Origin of the sequence: Desulfohalovibrio reitneri (genome assembly GCF_000711295.1) — a bacterium.
GTDB lineage: Bacteria > Desulfobacterota > Desulfovibrionia > Desulfovibrionales > Desulfovibrionaceae > Desulfohalovibrio > Desulfohalovibrio reitneri.
The window spans coordinates 273,307-292,002 of record NZ_JOMJ01000003.1 but is presented as its reverse complement, the minus strand read 5'-3'; the positions used below and the strand labels follow the sequence as shown (position 1 = coordinate 292,002).

Annotated in this window: 20 protein-coding genes and 1 pseudogene; 9 read left to right on the top strand and 12 right to left on the bottom strand. The window is 67.0% G+C overall.

Annotation, left to right across the window (positions count from 1 at the left end; all coding sequences use genetic code 11):
• From N911_RS0101680 to N911_RS0101655, 6 genes are all read left to right on the top strand, one after another.
• Nucleotides 1-753 carry an NAD-dependent protein deacylase gene (locus N911_RS0101680; protein WP_272913344.1) on the top strand — a complete coding sequence of 251 codons (753 nt, stop codon included), beginning with the start codon at nt 1-3 and terminating at the stop codon, nt 751-753.
• Nucleotides 754-807: 54 nt separating this feature from the next.
• Nucleotides 808-1,485, top strand: coding sequence for a MotA/TolQ/ExbB proton channel family protein (locus tag N911_RS0101675; RefSeq protein WP_035104216.1), 678 nt, complete (start codon nt 808-810; stop codon nt 1,483-1,485).
• A gap of 7 nt (nt 1,486-1,492) precedes the next feature.
• The gene (locus N911_RS0101670) at nt 1,493-1,921 is read left to right on the top strand and encodes an ExbD/TolR family protein (RefSeq protein ID WP_051693822.1); all 429 of its coding nucleotides are present in this window, start codon (nt 1,493-1,495) and stop codon (nt 1,919-1,921) included.
• 3 nt (nt 1,922-1,924) lie between these two features.
• Complete coding sequence (locus tag N911_RS18410; RefSeq protein ID WP_029893727.1) at nt 1,925-2,731, top strand: energy transducer TonB; 807 nt, start codon at nt 1,925-1,927, stop codon at nt 2,729-2,731.
• A gap of 1 nt (nt 2,732) precedes the next feature.
• Nucleotides 2,733-4,052 (top strand): PD40 domain-containing protein, encoded by a 1,320-nt coding sequence (locus N911_RS0101660; protein ID WP_029893725.1) that lies wholly within the window; start codon nt 2,733-2,735, stop codon nt 4,050-4,052.
• A gap of 68 nt (nt 4,053-4,120) precedes the next feature.
• Nucleotides 4,121-4,738, top strand: coding sequence for an OmpA family protein (locus N911_RS0101655; protein WP_029893724.1), 618 nt, complete (start codon nt 4,121-4,123; stop codon nt 4,736-4,738).
• A gap of 73 nt (nt 4,739-4,811) precedes the next feature.
• Here N911_RS0101655 and N911_RS0101650 read toward each other — a convergent pair whose 3' ends face one another.
• Entirely contained in the window at nt 4,812-5,309 is a 498-nt protein-coding gene (locus N911_RS0101650) for a phosphatidylglycerophosphatase A family protein (protein ID WP_035104214.1), read from the bottom strand.
• 202 nt (nt 5,310-5,511) lie between these two features.
• On the opposite strand from N911_RS0101650, the gene N911_RS0101645 reads away from it, so the two are divergent.
• Complete coding sequence (locus N911_RS0101645; RefSeq protein WP_051693821.1) at nt 5,512-7,812, top strand: methyl-accepting chemotaxis protein; 2,301 nt, start codon at nt 5,512-5,514, stop codon at nt 7,810-7,812.
• 75 nt (nt 7,813-7,887) lie between these two features.
• Here N911_RS0101645 and N911_RS0101640 read toward each other — a convergent pair whose 3' ends face one another.
• The 7 genes from N911_RS0101640 to N911_RS0101610 form a co-directional block, all read right to left on the bottom strand.
• Nucleotides 7,888-8,109, bottom strand: coding sequence for a hypothetical protein (locus tag N911_RS0101640; RefSeq protein WP_138774310.1), 222 nt, complete (start codon nt 8,107-8,109; stop codon nt 7,888-7,890).
• Nucleotides 8,110-8,235: 126 nt separating this feature from the next.
• A complete protein-coding gene (locus tag N911_RS0101635; protein WP_029893720.1) occupies nt 8,236-8,439 on the bottom strand; it encodes a 2-hydroxymuconate tautomerase family protein in 204 nt (67 codons plus the stop codon).
• A gap of 54 nt (nt 8,440-8,493) precedes the next feature.
• On the bottom strand, nt 8,494-8,904 hold the full coding sequence (locus N911_RS0101630; RefSeq protein WP_029893719.1) for a MarR family winged helix-turn-helix transcriptional regulator: 411 nt from the start codon (nt 8,902-8,904) through the stop codon (nt 8,494-8,496).
• Between the two features lie 10 nt (nt 8,905-8,914).
• Complete coding sequence (locus N911_RS0101625; protein WP_029893718.1) at nt 8,915-9,664, bottom strand: sulfite exporter TauE/SafE family protein; 750 nt, start codon at nt 9,662-9,664, stop codon at nt 8,915-8,917.
• Nucleotides 9,665-9,917: 253 nt separating this feature from the next.
• Nucleotides 9,918-10,304, bottom strand: coding sequence for a putative signal transducing protein (locus N911_RS0101620; RefSeq protein WP_138774309.1), 387 nt, complete (start codon nt 10,302-10,304; stop codon nt 9,918-9,920).
• Between the two features lie 120 nt (nt 10,305-10,424).
• Nucleotides 10,425-11,516: an FkbM family methyltransferase gene (locus N911_RS17290; protein ID WP_051693820.1), complete on the bottom strand. Its 1,092-nt coding sequence runs from the start codon at nt 11,514-11,516 to the stop codon at nt 10,425-10,427.
• A gap of 24 nt (nt 11,517-11,540) precedes the next feature.
• Nucleotides 11,541-12,140, bottom strand: coding sequence for a Maf family protein (locus N911_RS0101610; protein ID WP_029893715.1), 600 nt, complete (start codon nt 12,138-12,140; stop codon nt 11,541-11,543).
• 180 nt (nt 12,141-12,320) lie between these two features.
• Here N911_RS0101610 and N911_RS0101605 point away from each other — a divergent pair, with 180 nt between their 5' ends.
• Nucleotides 12,321-12,764, top strand: a complete 444-nt coding sequence (locus N911_RS0101605) for a LexA family protein (RefSeq protein WP_051693819.1) — start codon at nt 12,321-12,323, stop codon at nt 12,762-12,764.
• A 58-nt stretch (nt 12,765-12,822) separates the two neighbouring features.
• A complete protein-coding gene (locus tag N911_RS0101600; RefSeq protein WP_029893713.1) occupies nt 12,823-14,079 on the top strand; it encodes a Y-family DNA polymerase in 1,257 nt (418 codons plus the stop codon).
• 6 nt (nt 14,080-14,085) lie between these two features.
• Here the strand turns inward: N911_RS0101600 and N911_RS0101595 are convergent, their stop codons facing one another.
• The 4 genes and pseudogenes from N911_RS0101595 to N911_RS16490 form a co-directional block, all read right to left on the bottom strand.
• Complete coding sequence (locus tag N911_RS0101595; RefSeq protein ID WP_029893712.1) at nt 14,086-15,021, bottom strand: DUF362 domain-containing protein; 936 nt, start codon at nt 15,019-15,021, stop codon at nt 14,086-14,088.
• Nucleotides 15,022-15,024: 3 nt separating this feature from the next.
• Nucleotides 15,025-17,229, bottom strand: a complete 2,205-nt coding sequence (locus N911_RS0101590) for a hybrid sensor histidine kinase/response regulator (protein WP_138774308.1) — start codon at nt 17,227-17,229, stop codon at nt 15,025-15,027.
• Nucleotides 17,230-17,260: 31 nt separating this feature from the next.
• Complete coding sequence (locus N911_RS0101585; protein ID WP_081859018.1) at nt 17,261-18,142, bottom strand: transporter substrate-binding domain-containing protein; 882 nt, start codon at nt 18,140-18,142, stop codon at nt 17,261-17,263.
• A 91-nt stretch (nt 18,143-18,233) separates the two neighbouring features.
• Nucleotides 18,234-18,688, bottom strand: a pseudogene (locus tag N911_RS16490) (type 1 glutamine amidotransferase domain-containing protein).
• Between the last annotated feature and the right edge of the window lie 8 nt (nt 18,689-18,696).

Genomic DNA, 18,696 nt, shown 5'->3' with positions numbered 1-18,696 from the left:
GTGAGCGCGGCGCTGGACGAACAACTCGAACGCGCGGCCGGGGCCCTGCGTCGAGCCTCCCGCGCCATGGCCTTCACCGGCGCGGGAATCTCCGTGGCCAGCGGCATCCCGGACTTCCGCAGCCCAGGCGGGCTGTGGAGCCGCTACGACCCCGACGAGGTGGCCACCCTCCAGGCCCTGCGCACCAACCCGCGCGGGGTGTGGGAGTTTCTGCTGGAGGCCAAGGACGTTTTCGGCAAGGCCGAGCCCAACCCGGCGCACAAGGCCCTGGCCAAGCTGTCCGAATGCGGCCTGCTGGACGAGATCGTCACCCAGAACATCGACGGGCTGCACCAGGCCGCCGGTTCGCCCGGGGTCATCGAGTACCACGGCGGGCTGCGGCGTTTCCGCTGCATGTCCTGCGCCAGGGAGCACCCGCCTGAAGAGGCCGCCGGCCTGACCCTGGAAACCATCCCCTGGCGCTGCTCCTGCGGCGGGGTGGTGCGGCCGGACATCGTATTCTTCGGCGAGGGCATTCCCCCGGACGCGGCCCGCGCCGCGGACGAGGCCGTGGCCGCGGCCGACTTCTGCCTGGTGGTGGGCGCTTCCGGCGAAGTGCAGCCCGCCGGGCTCATCCCCTCGCGCATCAAGGCCAAGGGCGGCGTGGTTGTGGAGGTAAACCTCGGACCGACCTCCTACGACCGGGTCAGCGACATCCGCCTGGACGCCCCGGCGCAGGAAGTCCTGCCCCGCCTGGCCGAGTTGGCCTGTTGAACTGGCTGGCGCTTCGCCGTATCATCCGCCAGTCATCCAGCAAAGGAATCCTTCATGCAAGACTTGTTTCTGACCGTATTCACAGAAGGTTCGCCCATCATCCAGGGCGTGCTCATCCTGCTGCTTTTCATGTCCGTGCTCTCCTGGGCGGTCATCATCTACAAACTGGTCACGCTCAGCCGGGCCAAGTCCCGCTCGACCGTCGACTACGAGGCCTTTCAGCAGGCGGGCGACCTGTCCTCGGCCATGCGCTCCATGAACCCGGCCTCCCCGGTGCGGGAGGTGGGTTACTTCGCCCTGCGCGAACTCAAGCGGCTGGAGAAGCTGGAGTTCGAGGCCTCGGTCAAGGGCAAGCTGGCCACTGACAACGTGCGCCGTGCCCTGCGCCAGGGTGTCAGCTTCGAGCTGGGCCGCAAGGGGGCCTCGCTGTCGGTGCTCTCCACCTGCGCCAACGTGGCTCCCTTCCTGGGGCTGTTCGGCACGGTGTGGGGCATCATGCGCTCCTTCCAGGCCATCGGCATACAGAAGACCGCGTCCCTGGCCGTGGTCGGCCCGGGCATCGCCGAGGCGCTGACCACCACGGCCATCGGCCTGGCCGTGGCCGTTCCCGCGGCCATCGCCTACAACGCCTTTCTGGGCATGCTGGGCAACCTGGAGACGGTTCTGGTCAACTTCTCCTCCGCCTTCCTCAACCGCATGCAGCGCGAACTGGCCTGGATAGCCAACGACTGAGGCGCCCATGCCCTTTGAAGACGAACTGCGCCCCCGCACCGCGAGCCCCTTCCTGGCGGAAATCAACCTCACTCCGCTGGTGGACGTGGTCTTCGTGCTGCTTATCATCTTCATGGTCACCGCCCCGCTCATGACCCAGGGCGTGGAGGTGGACCTGCCCCAGACCCGCACCGTGCGCGAACTGCCCATGGACTCGGGGCACCTGCTCATCAGCGTGAAGGAGGACGGAGGCATCTTTCTGGACGAGTACGAAGTGGAGCTCGGCGGCCTGGAAGAACGCCTGCGGCCTCTGGCCAAAGAGGACAAGTCGGTCTACCTGCGGGCCGACCGCGACGTGCCGTACGGCCGCGTGGTGCAAGTGATGGGCGAGATTAAGGCCGCCGGCGTGGACCGCCTGGGCATGGTGGCGGAACGGGAAGAGGACGACGCGTCCTGATTCATGCGCTCGCGAACAGCCCTTCTCCTCTCCGTCGCCCTGCACGTGGTGCTGCTGCTCAGCGGCTTGCTGTGGGCCCGGCACGCCCCCAAGGTGGTGCGGCTGGATCAGCCGGTCTACCAGGTGGAACTGGTGGAGTTGGCCGAGCCGGAACCTCCCAAGCCCGAACCCAAACCGGAGCCGCCCAAACCCAAGCCGGAACCGAAACCCGACCCCAAGCCCGAGCCAAAGCCCGAGCCTAAACCGGAACCCGCGCCGCCTCCCAAACCCAAGCCCAAAGCCATCAGCCCCAAGAAGACCGAACGACGGGTGAAGCCCAAGCCGAAGCCCAAACCGGCGGAGTCGCCGGAGAAAACCATGGCCGAGGCATTGGAGGAAGCCAAGCGCAAGGCCGAGGAAAGAAGAAAACAGGCCGAGCAGGAAGCCAAGCGCCGCGAGGAGCAGCAGCGCCGGGAACTGCAACAGGAACTTTCCCAGCTCCGCCAGCAGGTGGAGCAGGAGCGCGCCGAGGCGCAGCGACAACGGCAGGCCGCCGGACAGGCCCAGATCTACGCCGTGGTGGTCAAAAACATCATCCGCGAAAACTGGCGCTTCCCCTCGGTGCGGCGCGACCGCAACCTCTCGGCCACGGTGGAGATAGACCTCGCCCCAAGCGGCGCCATCACAGACGCCCGCCTCATTTCCCCTTCGGGCCGCGACGACTTCGACTCATCCGTGCTCAAGGCGGTGCACGAGATCGAGACCCTGCCCGAACCGCCGCCGGGCATCTCCACCCTCCGCATCAACTTCAACGAAGAGGACCTGACCTGACATGCAGATCATCCGCCTCGCCATACTCATCTGCCTCGCCCTGGCTCTGGCCGTACCGGCCGCCGCGCGCGAGACCCTGACCATCGACATCTACGGCCCCGGGCAGACCACCCTGAACATGGTCGTGGCCCCGCCGCTTTCCGGCGAGGGCGGCCAGCCCCAGCCCCTGGCCGCCGAACTGCGGGGGCGTCTCCTGACCGGCTTGTCCTACCTGCCCTTCATCAAGCAAGTGGCCGGCGAGAGCATCCTGGGCGGCGGAGCGGCCCTCAAGGGAGCCACCTCCCGTTCCATCGACTTCAAGCGGTTCCGCCTGAGCCAAGTGGACCTGCTGCTGACCCAGAAGTGGATGGGTTCGGCCGACGGCTCCTCCACAGTGGAGCTGCGCCTCTACGAGGTCTTTTCCGGCAGCCTGCTCACGGGCAAGGCCTACTCCGAGGTGCGGGCGGACGACGTGAACCGCGTGGCCGACGCCTACCTCTCCGCGGTGATGAAAACCCTCACCGGCCGCGGCGAGTTCTTCGGGGCCACCCTGGCTTTCGCCCGGGGCGAGGAGGACCGCACTGCCATCTGGTCCACCCGCAGCACCGGCTGGAACGCCAAGCGCCTCATCAGCGTGGAGGGCAAGGCCCTCACCCCCAACTTCCAGCCCGACGGCGACGCCCTGGCCTTCACCCACGTCGGCGAGACCAGCCACCGCCTCGGCATCTGGCGGCGCGATACCGGCAAGACGACCCTCCACCCCATGCCGGGCAACACGGTCATTGGCCCCTCCTTCACCCCGGACGGCAGGGTGGCGGTCACGCTCAACCCCCGCGGTGAGCAGAACATCTACCTGCTGGACGAGGACTACAAGCCGGGCAAGCCGCTCGTCGAGAGCTGGGCCATCGACATCTCCCCCTCATTCGACGAGTCCGGGGGGAAAATGGCCTTCGTCTCGGACCGGCTGGGCAATCCCTATGTCTTTATGCTGGACCGCGATTCCGGGGATTCGGAGCGCGTCACCTATCAGGGCCGCTACAATACCTCGCCCTCCCTGAGCCCGGACGGCACCCTGCTGGTCTACTCCCGCCGCACCCCGGACGGACACCGCATCTTCCTGCACGACCTGACCACGGGCAAGGAGCGGCAGATCAGCTTCGGCCCGGGCAACGACGAGGACCCGGCCTTCGCCCCGGACGGCTACTTCGTGGCCTTCGCCTCCTCGCGCGGCGGCTCCTACCAGATTTACCTGACCACCCGGCACGGCGACGCGCCCATCAAGGTTGAGACCGGCGAGGGCGAGGCCCGCCACCCAACCTGGGCATATGGCGGCGAGCTTTGACATTTGATGAAAACCGGCTACAACCCCAAGCGTAAGCCGAACAAACCCCGTCCATGAGGAGGGCTCCCATGCAGACCGTCTTCCGCCTACTGACCATCGCCCTGCTCGCCGCCATGCTGAGCGCGGGCATGGGCTGCACCAGCAAGCAGTCGCAAAGCGGCCTTCCCAAGGGCGCCACCGGCGCGGCCACCGAAGGCCAGGCCGCCGAATCGGCCCGGGAAGGCCAGGAGGCCATGACCCAGGAGGAGCGCGAGGCGCTCAAGCAACGCGAGCTTGAGGAACGCCGCCTGGAAGAGCAGCGCCGCGCCCGCCAGGAAGAGCGCCGCACGGAGATGATGCAGGAAGACATGGCCGAGCTGGCCACCATGATCAACTTCGCCTTCGACTCCTTCGAACTGAGCGACGAGGCGCGGGACATTCTCCGCGCGAAGGCCGAGATCCTCAAGGAGCACGAGGACCTGCGGCTGGTCATCGAGGGCTACTGCGACAACCGGGGCACCGAGGAATACAACCTGGCCCTGGGCGAGCGCCGCGCCAGGGCCGCCTACGAGTACCTGGTGCTCCTGGGCATCTCGCCCAACCGCATGAACATCGTCAGCTACGGCGAGGAGGACCCCATCGACCCGGCCAACAACGAGGTCGCCTGGGCCAAGAACCGCCGCTGCGAATTCAAGGTGGTCAAGTAGACGGCGCGACGGGATTCATACGACGAGTGCAAGGCCGGGAGCGGATTCGCTTCCGGCCTTTTTTTCGTCCGCGTCAGGCCAGCATTGCCCGCGCCGCCCAGAGCAGCCCGGCCGCGCCCGCTCCGGCCAGCACGTCGTCCAGCATCACGCCGAAGCCCTCCGGCAGCCAGTGCTCGGACCGGCGCACGGGCCAGGGCTTGGCGATGTCCAGCGCGCGGAAGAAAACGAACCCGGCCGCAAGCCAGGGCCAGGAGGCCGTGGCCGCCAGGGGCAGCAGGGCCAGCCATTGGCCCACCACCTCGTCGATGACCACCATGGAGGGGTCGTGCCGGGCGGACATGCGCTCCACCCTCGTGGCCGCCCAGCCGCCCAACAGGAACATCCCCGCCAGGACAGCCAGCTGAACCGGCCAGGAAAGGGGCAGAAACAGAAGCGGCGCCAGCAGCACGGCCACGGCCGATCCGCAGGTGCCCGGCATGACCGGTGAACGGCCCACGAAACCGAGGGTGGACAGGGAAAGCAGCAGGGCGTCGCCAGTGGTTTCCGGTGTGATGGGTGGTTGGTCTCGCATGGCCCGGCAGATTACCCGAGAGCCGGGCAAAGGTCGATGGGCTGGAACAGGCCTAGCCGCCGGGCGACGCGGCCTTTGCGCATTCTTGATTTTTCCGGGAGTAAATGTAAGATTTTCAGACGCGGAGCGTCTCCGCACCCCCCTTCACTGTCCCGCCTCGCGCCGCGAATTTGCACAGAGCATCAGGAAAAGGTCTTTCATTATGCGTTTCGACAGCATTAACGGACGCTTGCTCGTCTTTACTTTCCTTATCGTGGCCGCCTCCATCGTGGCCCTCATCGCCTACGCTTCCAGTTCCTCCTACCAGGCCATTTTGGAAGTCCAGACCAAGCAGATGGAGGAGCTGAACGGCTCCCTTCGCAGCACCCTGGCGGACTTCGTGGACGAATCCGCGGCCAAGGCCGAGGCCATGGTCAAGAACGAGCAGATGGCGGGGGTGCTGTACGGCGGCTCCGGCCGCTACGCCAAGAAGCAGCTGGCCGCCTACCTGGAAGCCTTCGACGTCTTCGTGGCCGGGTGGATGTATGATTCCGACGGCGCGGTGAAAGTGGGCATGAACGCGGACGGCGAAAAAATCGAAACCGAGGACGTGGCGGGAACATCTTACTTCCGTGCCACGGCCGATGGCGATGTGTACGTGGGCGACCGCGTGAACACGGGTCAATACTCGGGCCGCAAGGTGTTTCTCATCGCCCAGCCCGTGTTCAACCTGTTCGAAAAGCTGGCCGGCGGTTTGGCCGTGGCCGTGGACTTCCAGTCCTTCGCCGAGGAATACATCCTGCCCGTGGAGATCGGCAAACGAGGCCACGCCTTCCTGCTGGACTCCGCCGGGCGGGTTATCGCCCATCCCGAGGGGGATATGGTTGGCACCACCTTCTCCGCCCTGCCCGCAGAGGTCGGCGCGAACGAAACCGCCTTCTCCTACCAGTGGCGCGGCGAGGACATGCTGGGCGTGGCCTCCACCGTGCCGCGCACGGACTGGGTGCTGGTCACATCCGCCTACAAGGCGGACATGGCCTCCCGCGCCGTGGACCAGCGCAACATCCTGGCCGTCATGGGGCTGATCGCCGTGGCCGTGTTGGTGGCGGCCATCTTCCTGCTGGTGCGGCGCATGGTCACCGGCCCCATCTCCCGCATCCAGGCCTTCACCTCGGCCGTCTCCCGCGGAAACCTCTCGGCCAGTCTGGAGGGCTCCTACCGCTTCGAGCTGGCCGACCTCTCCCGCGACGTGGGCGGCATGGTTGACGAGCTCAAGGACAAGCTGGGCTTCTCCGACGGCGTGCTGGAAGGGATTTCCACCGCCTTCCCCTACCTGGTGCTGGACAACCAGGGCCGCATCACCCGGGTGAACGACCTCCTGCTGCAGGCGCTTGGCAAGACGGGCCAGGCCGAGGAATACCACAGCCTGACCGCCGGGGAGTTCTTCTACGGCGACGCCAGCCGCGAAACCCGCTCCACCCGCGCCCTGGAGGACGAAACCCGCGTGGAGGGGGAGATGGAAGTGGAGCGCGACGGCCAGTCCGTGGTGCTCAACGTCAACGCCACCCCCATCTTCGACATGGACAACCGCAAGATGGGCGTATTCACCCTCTACTTCGACCTGACCCGCATCCGCGCCCAGGAACAGGAAATCCGCGAGCAGAACGACAAGATCACCGCCGTGGCCGAGGACGCCACCCGCATCGCCCAGGAGGTCTCCGAGGCCTCGGACAACCTCACCGGGCAGGTGGAGCAGGCCTCGCGCGGGGCGGAGAACCAAAAGGAGCGCACCGCCGAGACTATGCAGGACGTGCGCCGCCTCAACGAGCGCGTGACCGAGGTGGCCGAGAGCGCCTCCACCGCGTCGGACAACGCGGACGAGGCCAGGGAAATGGCGGTCAAGGGCGAGGACGTGGTGGCCCGGGCCGTGGAGGCCATCAACGACGTGGACCGCCAGGCCGCCGCCCTGCAGGAGAACATGGACCAGCTCAGCAAGCGCGCCCGGTCCATCGGTGAAATCATCACCGTCATCCAGGACATCGCCGACCAGACCAACCTCCTCGCCCTCAACGCGGCCATCGAGGCCGCCCGCGCTGGCGACGCCGGGCGCGGCTTCGCCGTGGTGGCCGACGAGGTGCGCAAGCTGGCGGAAAAAACCATGTCCGCCACAACCGAGGTCACCGAGGCCATCTCCGGCATCCAGGGCGACGCGGAGAAAAGCGTCTCCGCCACCTCGGCTGCGGCCGAGGCCGTGGCCCGCTCCACCGAGCTGGCCCGGGAGTCGGGCGAGGCGCTGTCCGGCATCGTGCGCATCGTGGAGGGCACGGCCGAACGGGTGCGCTCCATCGCCCAGGCCTCGGAGGAGCAGTCCGAGGCATCGGGCAAGATCATGGCCGCGGTGGAGGAAATCGGGGGGATTTCCCAGGAAACCGCCGACGGCATGGTTCAGGCCGCCCAGGCCATCGAGGGCCTGGCCAGCGAGTCCGACGAACTGCGGCGGCTCATGGAACGCATGCGCAAATAGCGGGCCGCCCGCCCCGCCAAGGCTCCAGGCACGAAAAAGGCCCGGGGGATGCGATCCTCCGGGCCTCTTTGTTTTTTAGACTGAAAACTCGCCTTCGTGTCTCCGTAAGAAATCGAAGAATTCCTCCCAAGTGAGATAGCGGGAATTCTTGTCCCCCTTGTCCCTCCACCAGAAGGAACCACGGCCAATGGACAGATGTCCCAGGACTTTGTTGTCCTTTTTGATGGTCATCTGCATGGCCGAGCCATTCCTGGGGAGAGTGAAATTGTACATGTGCGACGTGACCTGATGCGGCATAAACCCATCTCCTTTTCGTTTTTCGAAAGACAAATACAGATTAATGCCGCAAATAGCAACGAATTGTCGATATCGACAGAGAGTGGCCTCTCCGCTCAGGCCAGCCGGAAAAGAACGAGCCCCGACCTACATCCCCCGCTTCCGCCGCTCGGTCACCGGCACGCCGCCGATGCCCCAGTTGTCCGTCTCCACCTCGTCGATGACCACCACCGTGGTCTCGGGGTTCTTGCCCAAAACGTCCCGCAGCAGCTCCGTCACTCCGGAGATGAGACGCTCCTTCTCCTCGGCCGTGGCCCCCTCGCGGGTGATCTTGATGTTCACGTACGGCATGGCGTCCTCCTTTTGGGCAGAGGACGCCATGGCGGCGCGGGAGTCAAGCCCGGGCTAGAACCGCTCGTTCATGGCGGTCAGGCAGCGCAGCAGGGCCTCGCGATCCTCCTTGGGGCAGGCAGCGAGCAGCTCCTCGGTCAGCCCCAGGTGGAGCCGGTCGTGCTCCTCGAAGAGTTCACGCCCCTTGGCGGCCATCTCCACGATGATGGAACGGCGGTCCGTGTCGTGGGCGCGGCGGCGGGCGTACTCCTTGGCCTCCAGCCGGTCCACCAGCACGGTCAGGGTGCCGGTGGTCACGCCCATGCGCTCGGCCAGCTCCTTCATGCGCATGGGGCCGTGGATGCCCAGCACCTCCAGGGTGTGCATCTGCGGCAGGGTTATCCCCTTCTCCCGCACCACGTCGTGCTCCCAGGAGGAAAGCTTCTCGAAAAACTCCACCACCGCATGGTTGATCCTGTCGATCATGCCCCGTCCTTTAGGCTGTGGCCGAATACAGGCTGTACGCCCCGAAGGCGATGGTCAGCACGCCCGCCGCGCGCATCATCACCGGCTCCACCCAGTCCTGCTCCAGAGTTCGCAGGAACCCGGCCGCCTTGAAGATGGCGTAGATGACCGCCGCCAGGGCGATCGCCGTGCCCAGGGCGTAGAGCGCGAAAACAGACGTTCCCTTGAGAATGCTGCCCGAGTCAATGGCGTAGGTGTACATCATGGCCACTGTGGGACAAGGCACGATCATGTTCACGAAGCCGATGACGAACAGCCCCCAGAAGGTGATGGTCTTGGCCTCGCTCGCCTTGGGCGGATGGAAGTGGCAATGGCCGAGGTGATCGTGGTCGCTCTCGTGATGATGGTGGTGCGTGTCCCCGTGGTGCTCGTTGTGGCCGTGGTCGTGGTCGTGCTCGTGGTCGTGGCTGTGCAGCAGGTTGGGCTTGACGATGAGGATCAGGCCAAGGGCGAGCAGGATGAGGAAGGTGATGCTATCCACGTAGAAGGCGAAAGCCGGCGGAATGGCCAGGGAAACCGCACCCAGCGTCAGCCCGATGCCCAGACAGGCCAGGGTGGTGCCGATGATGAAGGCGGCCGTGAGATACATCACCCGCCTGCCACGCTTCTCGCCGTAGACGAAAGGCGCCAGCACAAGCCAAGAGTGCCCGCACGGGTTCACCCCGTGAATCAACCCCAGCACCAGACTGCTCTGCAAGGCTACCCAGAATACCGAATCCATATGCGACTCCATTCCCTTGATTTGCGATTAGCTTGATTATCAAACTTGACTACTCAGGTATAGTTTGACTGTCAAGCTAACTATCCGACCTCTTCCTGCTGGAAGGAGCATGATTCCTTCACAGCGCGGGAACGGGAGATCACTCTGAAAGAGCGACAAGATTTCGGATACACAGAGGAAGCACCGCGCTTGGCGGGACAAGCGGGGTCAGATGGAGTACGCGGGAACGAGGGCTGGTCGGGCCAAGTGCGGCTTAACCCCGCCAAGTGTGCCCACAGTCCCGGCACCGCCACTGCTTGCGGAAGAGGAAGGGCACGCCAAGCAGAAAATATGAAGCGATCACGCCCAGCACGGGCCAGCGCTCGCCGCGCACGTTGGAGCCGCCGCAGGCCGGGCAGCGGGACACAGTCCCGGACGCGTCCTTCCCCTGGAACTCATGGACCACCCGTCCGGCGCGCTCCGCGTCCTCAGCGTGCACCCGCAGCTTCACCCCGCCCACGGCGTTGGCGTACAGCCAATTGGCCCCCACCACCCCCTCGTCCTCCACAACGGCCGGGATGCCCTCGGCTTCCAGTTCCTGCTGCATGAGCCGCACCTCCCAGGAATGGAGGCTGGTGAATACTATGGGGAATTCTTCCATGGCGAATGCTACCACAAATTCACGGCACTTACTCTACTCCGCCTCCTGTATCGCGTTCAGATGATGAAGGCCGAAGCTGGCACCGTCGGTCATCCCTCGGCGACGATGCATGGGGGGAGGTCACTGTCCACCACCAGGGGTATCGTACACGTAGCAGACGATTTCTCCCAGGGACTCCGGGCCCTGGTGGCGGACGAGGCTGAGGCGGGACCCGGGGCGGAGTTGCGCCGCCAGCAGGGGAATCTCCCAGAGGTCTTCGGGGCGGTGGTAGACGGACAAGGCCAGACGCGGCCTGTGGGCGCGGGTTGTCTCCCGCGCTCCGCGCAGTGCGTCGAGGTCGGCCCCCTCGAGATCGGTCTTTATCAGCGTGGGCCTGATTCCCCTGGCCGCGCAGAAGGAATCGAGCGTCGTCGACCGCACCCGCTCCCCTTTGCCGCCTATTCGCGCGGACGACCCGGCCCCGGTGAACGGCACGTGGCCGTCCTCCCCGGATAAGGCCATGGGAACCGCCTCCACCACCCGCTCCGCCCCGGCCCGCCGCACCGCGCCCTTGAGCGCGGCCAGATTCGTCCTGTCCGGCTCGAACGCGAATATTTTGGCGCGATTATTCGCTGCCGAGGCGAATGAGAGCGCTGTGTCCCCATCAAACGCCCCGGCGTCGATTATCACGTCCCCAGCGCGGGGCGCCGTGCCCGGATGGAAATAGAGCGGAATGGCGGGCAGGGGCAGCAGCCCGAGGTCGCGGGAGAGGCGGAAGGCGAGGATGGCGTCGAAGAGCTCCAGGGAGGGTTCGTCGGTGAACAGCCGCCTGGCGGCGTGGATCCGGTCAAGATTGTCCGCGATGCGCCTGGGATCGAAATGAGGGGCGAACATGTCGTGGCACAGGGGAAGGAAGCCGTCCAGAACCGGGAAATCCGCCACGGATTTCAACTCGTGCGCCAGCTCGACCCCGCCCAGATCGCACACGCATATGCCGGTTGTCGGCGGCATGGTTTGCAGAGCATGCGCCTGGATGCGTTCGAGCCCGCAGGCGCTCCGTCCGCCGCCCTCCTCGGCCAGGATGTACTCAGGATGCACGTCGTGCCGCTTCAGCAGTGGCAGGACCTGGTGCAACAGTCGCTCCCCCGCCAGGATCAAGGGCGAGAACGCCCCCAACCGCGTGAGAACGCCCCGCCAGTTGCCGAGCATGGCAACCAGATCAACGCTGCTCATCCCGGCATCATCCCGTCGGCGGCGTCACGATGACTCGCAAGCCACCACCCCCCAAGCCATCAACACCTCCATCACCTCCGCCAGCGGCAACCCGACCACGTTGGTCCAGGAGCCGCTGATGGATTCCACCAGGGCGGCGGCCTCGCCCTGGATGGCGTAGGCCCCGGCCTTGTCCCGGGGTTCTTCCGAGGCGGCGTAGGCTTGCAGGATTTGGGCGGGGACCGGAGCGAAGCGGACGGTGGTGGCCACGGTGAAGGCGTGGGGCGGGCGGTTGGGGGAGACGAGGGCGCAGCCGGTGACGACCTGGTGGTCGTTGCCCGCAAGCTGCTGCAGCATGCGCAGGGCGTCCCCGGCGTCGCGGGGCTTGCCCATGACCTCGCCGTCCGGGGCCACCACGGCGGTGTCCGCGGCAAGCACCACGGAGCGGGGGAAGCGGGCCGCCACCTCCAGCCCCTTGAGCCGGGCCATGCGGCCCACGTAGTCCGGGGCCGCCTCGCCCTCTTCGGCCGGGGGCTCCTCCATGCGGGCCGGGCTTACCTGGAAGGCGATTCCGGTGCGCGAGAGCAGTTCCCGCCGCCTGGGCGAGGCCGAGGCCAGGACGATGTGCGCCGTTTCCCGATACATAGGCGGATTCTCCGAATGATTCCCTGGGCTGGTGTGCGGACGGAACGCCCCGCCGGGGCGGGGGAAGCGCAAGCCTGCCCAAGCCGACCACCCCGGTCAAGCCTTGACCCGTTCCCGCGCTCCGGCTAAAAGTAAAGTCAATGCGGACATTGTCCGCAAAATCGTACAACCGGAGCGCGCATGGCCGCCAACCCCATACTCCGCGCCGCGGGCCGCCCCAGCCCGCACGCCGCGCGGCTGGCCCGTCCCCTGCTGCTGGAGGCGGTGCAGGCCGGGTTCCCGTCCCCGGCGGACGACTACCTGGACACCGCCCTGGACCTCAACGAGCACCTGGTGGAGAACCCGGCGGCCACCTTCTTCATGCGGGCCGCGGGCGATTCCATGGAGGGCGCCGGGGTGCGCGACGGCGACATCCTGGTGGTGGACCGCGCCCGGCAGCCGCGCCAGGGCAGCATCGTGGTGGCCTCGGTGCACGGCGAGCTGACCGTCAAGCGGTTCCGCACCAGGGACGGCCGCGCCCTGCTCCTGCCGGAGAACCCGGACTACGCCCCCCTGGTGCTGGACGGGGACGAGGAACTGGACATCTGGGGCGTGGTCACCTTCGTCATCCACAAGGCGGGCTGATTCCGCGCCAGCCGCCCTCGAACTCCAACAGGCCGCTTTCCAGCCCCAGGTACGCACCATGTTCGCTTTGGTGGACTGCAACTCCTTCTACGCCTCCTGCGAGCGCGTCTTCGCCCCGCACCTGGCCCGCCGCCCGGTGGTGGTGCTGTCCAACAACGACGGCTGCGTGGTGGCCCGCTCCGCCGAGGCCAAGGCCCTGGACATCCCCATGGGCGCGCCCGCCTTCAAATGGGAGGCGGTCTTCCGCCGCCACGGCGTGGCCGTGTTCTCCTCCAACTACGCCCTGTACGGCGACCTCTCGGCGCGGGTCATGCGGGTGCTTTCCGCCGCCGCGCCGGACATGGAGGTCTACTCCATCGACGAGGCCTTTCTGGACCTGCACGGGCTGCGCGGCGATCTTTCCGGGTACGTCGCCCGGCTGCGGGAGCAGGTGCGCCGCTGGACCGGCATTCCCGTATCCATCGGCCTGGGCCCCACCAAGACCCTGGCCAAGGCGGCCAACAAGCTGGCCAAGCGGGGCGGCGGCGTGTTCACCCTGCGCGGCGGCGACGGCGACGACCCGCACCTGCGAACCCTCGACCCCGGCGACGTGTGGGGCGTGGGGCCTCGCCACGCGGCCATGCTGGGGCACCACGGCGTGCGCCACGCGGCCGGGCTGAAGCGGATGGACCGCGACCTGGCCCGCAAGCGCATGAGCGTCACCGGGCTGCACACCGTGCTGGAGCTGCGCGGAATGCCCTGCATCGACCTGGAGCGCGTCCCCCCGGCCAAGAAGGCCATCTGCTCCTCCCGCTCCTTCAGCCGCCCGCTGACCGATCCGGACCAGTTGCGGGAGGCCCTCAGCCTGTACGCCGCCCGGGCCGGGGAAAAGCTGCGGCGGCAGGGCTGCGCCTGCGCCCACGTCTCCGCCTTCATCCGCACCAATCCCTTCAAGGAGGGCGCGCCCCAGCACCAGGGCATGCTGGGCACGGCTCTGGAGCACCCCACGGCGGACACCGCGCGCATCGCCCGCGCGGCGCACGCGCTGCTGGAGCGGCTGTTCAAGCCCGGCTACGGCTACGTCAAGGCGGGGGTGCTGCTGTCCGGCATCGAGCCGGAGGGCGGGCGGCAACTGCGCCTGCTGGGCCATCCCGAGGGCGACGACCCGCGCCGGACGGAGCTGATGCGGACCATGGACCGCGTCAACGCCCGCTGGGGGCGGCGGACGCTGCACTCCGCCGCCTCCGGCATCCACAGGCCGTGGTCCATGCGGCGCGACCGCCTCTCCCCGGCCTACACCTCGCGCTGGGACGAGCTGCCCGTGGCCGCGTGCTAGGCCGGGCTATTTGAAGCGGCGGACGAAGCTCTTGAGCCGTCCCTTGAGCAGGCGGAAGGGGTCGAAGGTCACGGGCGACAGGCGGCCCGGCATCTCAAACCCGCTGGCGTCGAAGGACTCAGGGCGGTCCAGGGGGAAGGAAAGGTTCTCGGCGAAGGCCCCGGGCAGGCCGCGCTCCCTGGCCTCGCGCCACAGGGGCACCTCGTCCGGCGTCACGCCCAGCAGGCCGTACAGGGCGGTGTCCAGGGCGAAGGGGTCGCGGCAGGCGGCCAGCATCCCCAGGTGGAACGGCTCCCCGCCCTGGGGGCCGTCCACGTGCATGGCCTCCACCCCGTCCAGCAGGGAGACGCCCGGCGGCAGCGCGGCCGCCACGTCGCAGAGCATGGACTCGAAGCGGTTGGCCTTCTCCCCCATGCGGGCATGGGCCAGGGCCTTGCGCGCCCCCACCACGCAGCCGAAAAGATTCTTGGCCGCCAGGGTCAGCCGCACCTGTCCGTGCGCCTTGGCCTTGGGCAGGTTGCAGATCAGGTCCGCCTCCAGGGCGGCGCGCGAGACGCCGATGCAGCCGCCGTCGGCGAAGTCCAGGGGCACGGCGCGGCCCAGCCCCCGGATGGGCACGTCCAGATCGGCCAGGGCCTGGGGATACCCCGCCGCCCGGGCCACCGAGGCCGCGCTGCCGAAGGCCGGGGAATCCCCCACCCAGGGGTCGGCCCCCGCCTCGCGCAGCGCCAGGCAGGCCGCCCGCACCACCTCCGCCCGTGTGCAGGTCAAAAGGGGGTTCTTGGGAGAGACCAGATTGGGCTTGACCAGCACCCGCGCCCCGCGCAACCGCTGCACCCCGGCCGCCGCCAGGCAGCGGCGCGCGGCCTCCAGCAGGCCGAAGGCGTCGTAGCCTGGGACGGCGGCCAGGGCCACCGGGATGGAAGATGTGCCAGCGGACATGGCCTAGGCGGCGTGCCGGTGAATGGCTTTCAGCAGGGAGGCCTTGCTGTACGGCTTGGGGAGGTGCTCGGTGCAGCCCGCGGCCAGACTCTCCTCGCGGTGCTCCTCAAGGCTGTGGGCGGTCAGGGCCACCACGGGCACGGGCTCGCGTCCCAGGCGTTCCTCCTCGGCGCGCAGGCGGCGGGTGGCCTCGTAGCCGTCCATGACCGGCATCTCCAGATCCATAAAAACCATGTCGTATTCCGTTTCGCGGAACATTTCCAGCGCCTTGCGCCCGTCTCCCGCCCAGTCCACGCGGTGCGGAGTGTTCCGCAAAAACCGCTCGAAGAGCAGGCGGTTGTTCTGGTTGTCCTCCACCAGCAGCAGGCGCAGTCCGTCTCCCCGCATCTGGGCGTTGTCCGCGGGGGCTTCCTCCAGCTCCTCCATGCCGAGTTCGGCCCGAGGCAGAGGCAGAACAAAGGAAAAGCGGCTGCCGCCACCGGGCGCGCTCTCCAATTGGATTTCCCCGCCCATGGCCTCCACCAGCCTGCGGCAGATGGCCAGTCCCAGTCCGGTGCCGCCGAACTCGCGGGTGATGGAGGAGTCGGCCTGGGTGAAGATATCGAAAATGCGGGTCTGCTGCTTCCTGGGGATGCCGATGCCGGTGTCGCTCACCGTAAATCGGATTCTGGGGATGTCACCGTTTTCCCGCCGACTCACGTCCAGCGTCACGCCACCTTGCCTGGTGAACTTGATGGCGTTGTGCGCCAGGTTGGTCAACACCTGCCTGATGTGGTGGTAGTCGCCGAGCAGGGCGGCGGGCAGCGAATGGTCCAGGCCGCAGTGCAGGTAGAGTCCCTTTTCCTGGGCCTGGGGCCGCAGCAGGGAACATATCTCGTCCACCAGCACGCGCGGGTCGAACGGCTCGGCCACGATGGTCAGGCGGCCGGACTCCACACGGGAGAGGTCCAGGATGTCGTTGAGCAGGCTGAGCAGGGTCTCGCCCGCGTTCTCCAGCAGGGAGACGTATTCCTCCTGCTCGCCGTTCAGCCTGGAGTCGCGCAGCAGGTCCACCATGCCCAGCATGGTGTTCATGGGCGTGCGGATCTCGTGGCTCATGGAGGCAAGGAACTCGCTCTTGGCCTGGTTGGCCCTGCGGGCCTCGTCGCGCGTCCGGATAAGCTCCCATTCCATGGCCTTGCGCCCGGTGATGTCGAAAAAGGAGTCCAGCGTGGCCGGTTTGTTCCGGTAGCCGATGACCACGGCCACGTTCTCGACCCAGATGTCGCGCCCGTCCAGGGTGCGCACGCGCATCTCGTAGCGCGAGGGCACGTCCTCCCCGCGCAAGCGCAGGCGGTGCCGCTCCCGGATTTCCCCCCGCATGTCCGGGTGGACCATGGAGAGCACGTCCTTCGGCAGCTCCCCCTCCGCGCCGAGGATATTTCTTGCCGCGGGGTTGGCGTAGCGCAGCTTCCCGTCCTGAAGGATGATGATGCCGGCGGGCAGGGACTCGGCCAGCACGCGGAAGAGCCTCTCGCTCTGGGCCAGGGCCCGCTCCTGCTCGTCCAGGCTGGCCAGCAGCCGGTTGTAGGCCTCCACCACCACGCCCAGTTCGTCGTCGGACCGCCAATCCACGGGTTCCCGGCTGTGCTGCTTGTCCGCCTTGCGGATGGACTCCAGCAGGCGGTTCAGGGGCTTGGCGATCTTGCGCCGCTGGATGACGGCCGCGCTGGCCGCGATGGCTCCGGCCAACAGCAGGGTCAGGAGCAGGTCTTCCCCCAGCCCTCCGGCCATGACCTGCCCCAGGGTGGGCGGCCGCAGGACCACGCGCAGACGGCCGATCTCCTCCCTGCCGCCGATCTTGAGCGGTGCCTCCAGAAGCAAGTTCCCACCGTCTCCGAAGCTCTCGCGCGGCCCCGCCTGGATGCGGAAGTCCCCTTTGGCCCCGGTGACGCGGACCGCGTCAACCGCCGGGTGGAGCAGCATGCTCCGCGTTTGGGTTTCCAACAGTCCGTAGTTCATCTGCCAGGCCAACTCCGCCAGAACCGGGGCCTGCGCCCGCAGCAGGCGGCGGCCGGACTGGTGCAGGTCCCGCTTGGTGGAGTTGTACTCCAGCCAGCCGGAAACCAGGGTGAAAACGAGAAAGCACCCGAGGAAGACGGACAGCGCGGCGGTCAGGAACTTGCCGCCCAGGCTCCGCCGGATGCCTTGCTTAAACGGAGGGCTCACGCCGGAGGCACCCCACTTCCCGCGCATGCCGTCATCGGCCACTCTCGCCGGCAAGCATGGGGCTTGCGATCATGGATCCGAAATGGCTGTGGTAGCCCTCCGGAACCAAGCCCTCCATGTGCGAAATATAGATGGACTCCAGCCGCCGCAGCGCTTCCCTGTCCGAAAGCGCGCTGTTTATGGCTGCAACCACCCGTGTTCCCCATGAAGTGTTCGTGCAGGCCGCATGCCCCAGCATCCACCGGCCCTCTTTGATACGGGCGTACTCCACGTCGTCGAGGTTGCCTCTTTTCTCCATGGCCAGGCGAAGCTCCGGAATGGAGCCTATGTAGACGTCGATGCGCCCGGAAAGGAGCATGTCCAGCCTGCTTTCCGTGTAGGTATCCTTATAGAATACCTTTACGTTTTCCGCGTTTCCATGCTCGGCGATGATCTCGTCCAGTTCCTCGCCATTGCTCAAGCCTTCCATGTCCCCAAGCAGATAGTCGCCCGAATCAAGCACCTCCGCCAAGGAGAGCGTTTCGCTTCCCGTGCCGAAATCCGGCCGCTCCCCGGCGCGAAAGACCATGACCAGCGGAGGCACCAGGCGCAACGGCCGCGAGTAGACCAGAAAGTCCTCCCGTTCCGGAGTGCGAACGATGCCGAAAATACACAATTCCTCCCCCCTCCTGGCGGAGGCGAACATCCGCGAGGCGGGCATGAAGGTCATCACGTGGCCGTATCCCTCCATGCGTTCGTCGAGAAGCTCGATAACGTCTGGCGCTATACCTTCGGGTCCATCCTCCCCGGACATGAAAAGGGGCGGAAAGTCGAAGTAGGGCCAAGTGACGACCTCCTCGGCCCTCGACTCCAGGCACAGGGCCAGAAGCAACACTGGGGTTAGAAGCAGTTGGATTGCGGATAATTTGATCATGCGGGCGGCTTGTATAGGTCAAATGCTTGCAATTGAAAAGGTACGGAGAAGGCGGGCGCGGACCGGAGAACCGGTGCGCGCCCAGGGAGAATCAGCCCGCAAGCTTGGCCATGATCTCCCGGTTGAAAGCGGGGATGTCCGGTGGATGGCGGGAGGTGACGTACTGGCCGTCCACCACCACCTCCTCGTCCACGTAGTCCGCCCCGGCCTCCTTGAGTTCCGAGGCCACGGACTTGTAGCTGGTGGCCTTCACCCCGCGCATAAGCCCGGCGCTGATGAGAATCTGCGGGCCGTGGCAGATGGCCGCGATGGCTTGGCCGACTCGGCGAACCGCTTGGCGATGTCCAGCACCTCGGGAATCTCCCGCAGCTCGGCCGGGGCCTTGCCGCCGGGCAGCACCAGCATGTCGTAGCCGTCCAGGTCCCCGGCTTTTATGTCCTTCACTGACAGGTTGGCCTCGATGGTGTACTCGTGCTTGCCCTTGATCTCGCCCTTCTCCGGCGCGGCCAGGTCCACTTGGTAGCCCGCTTCCTGCAACCGGTACATGGGGGCCA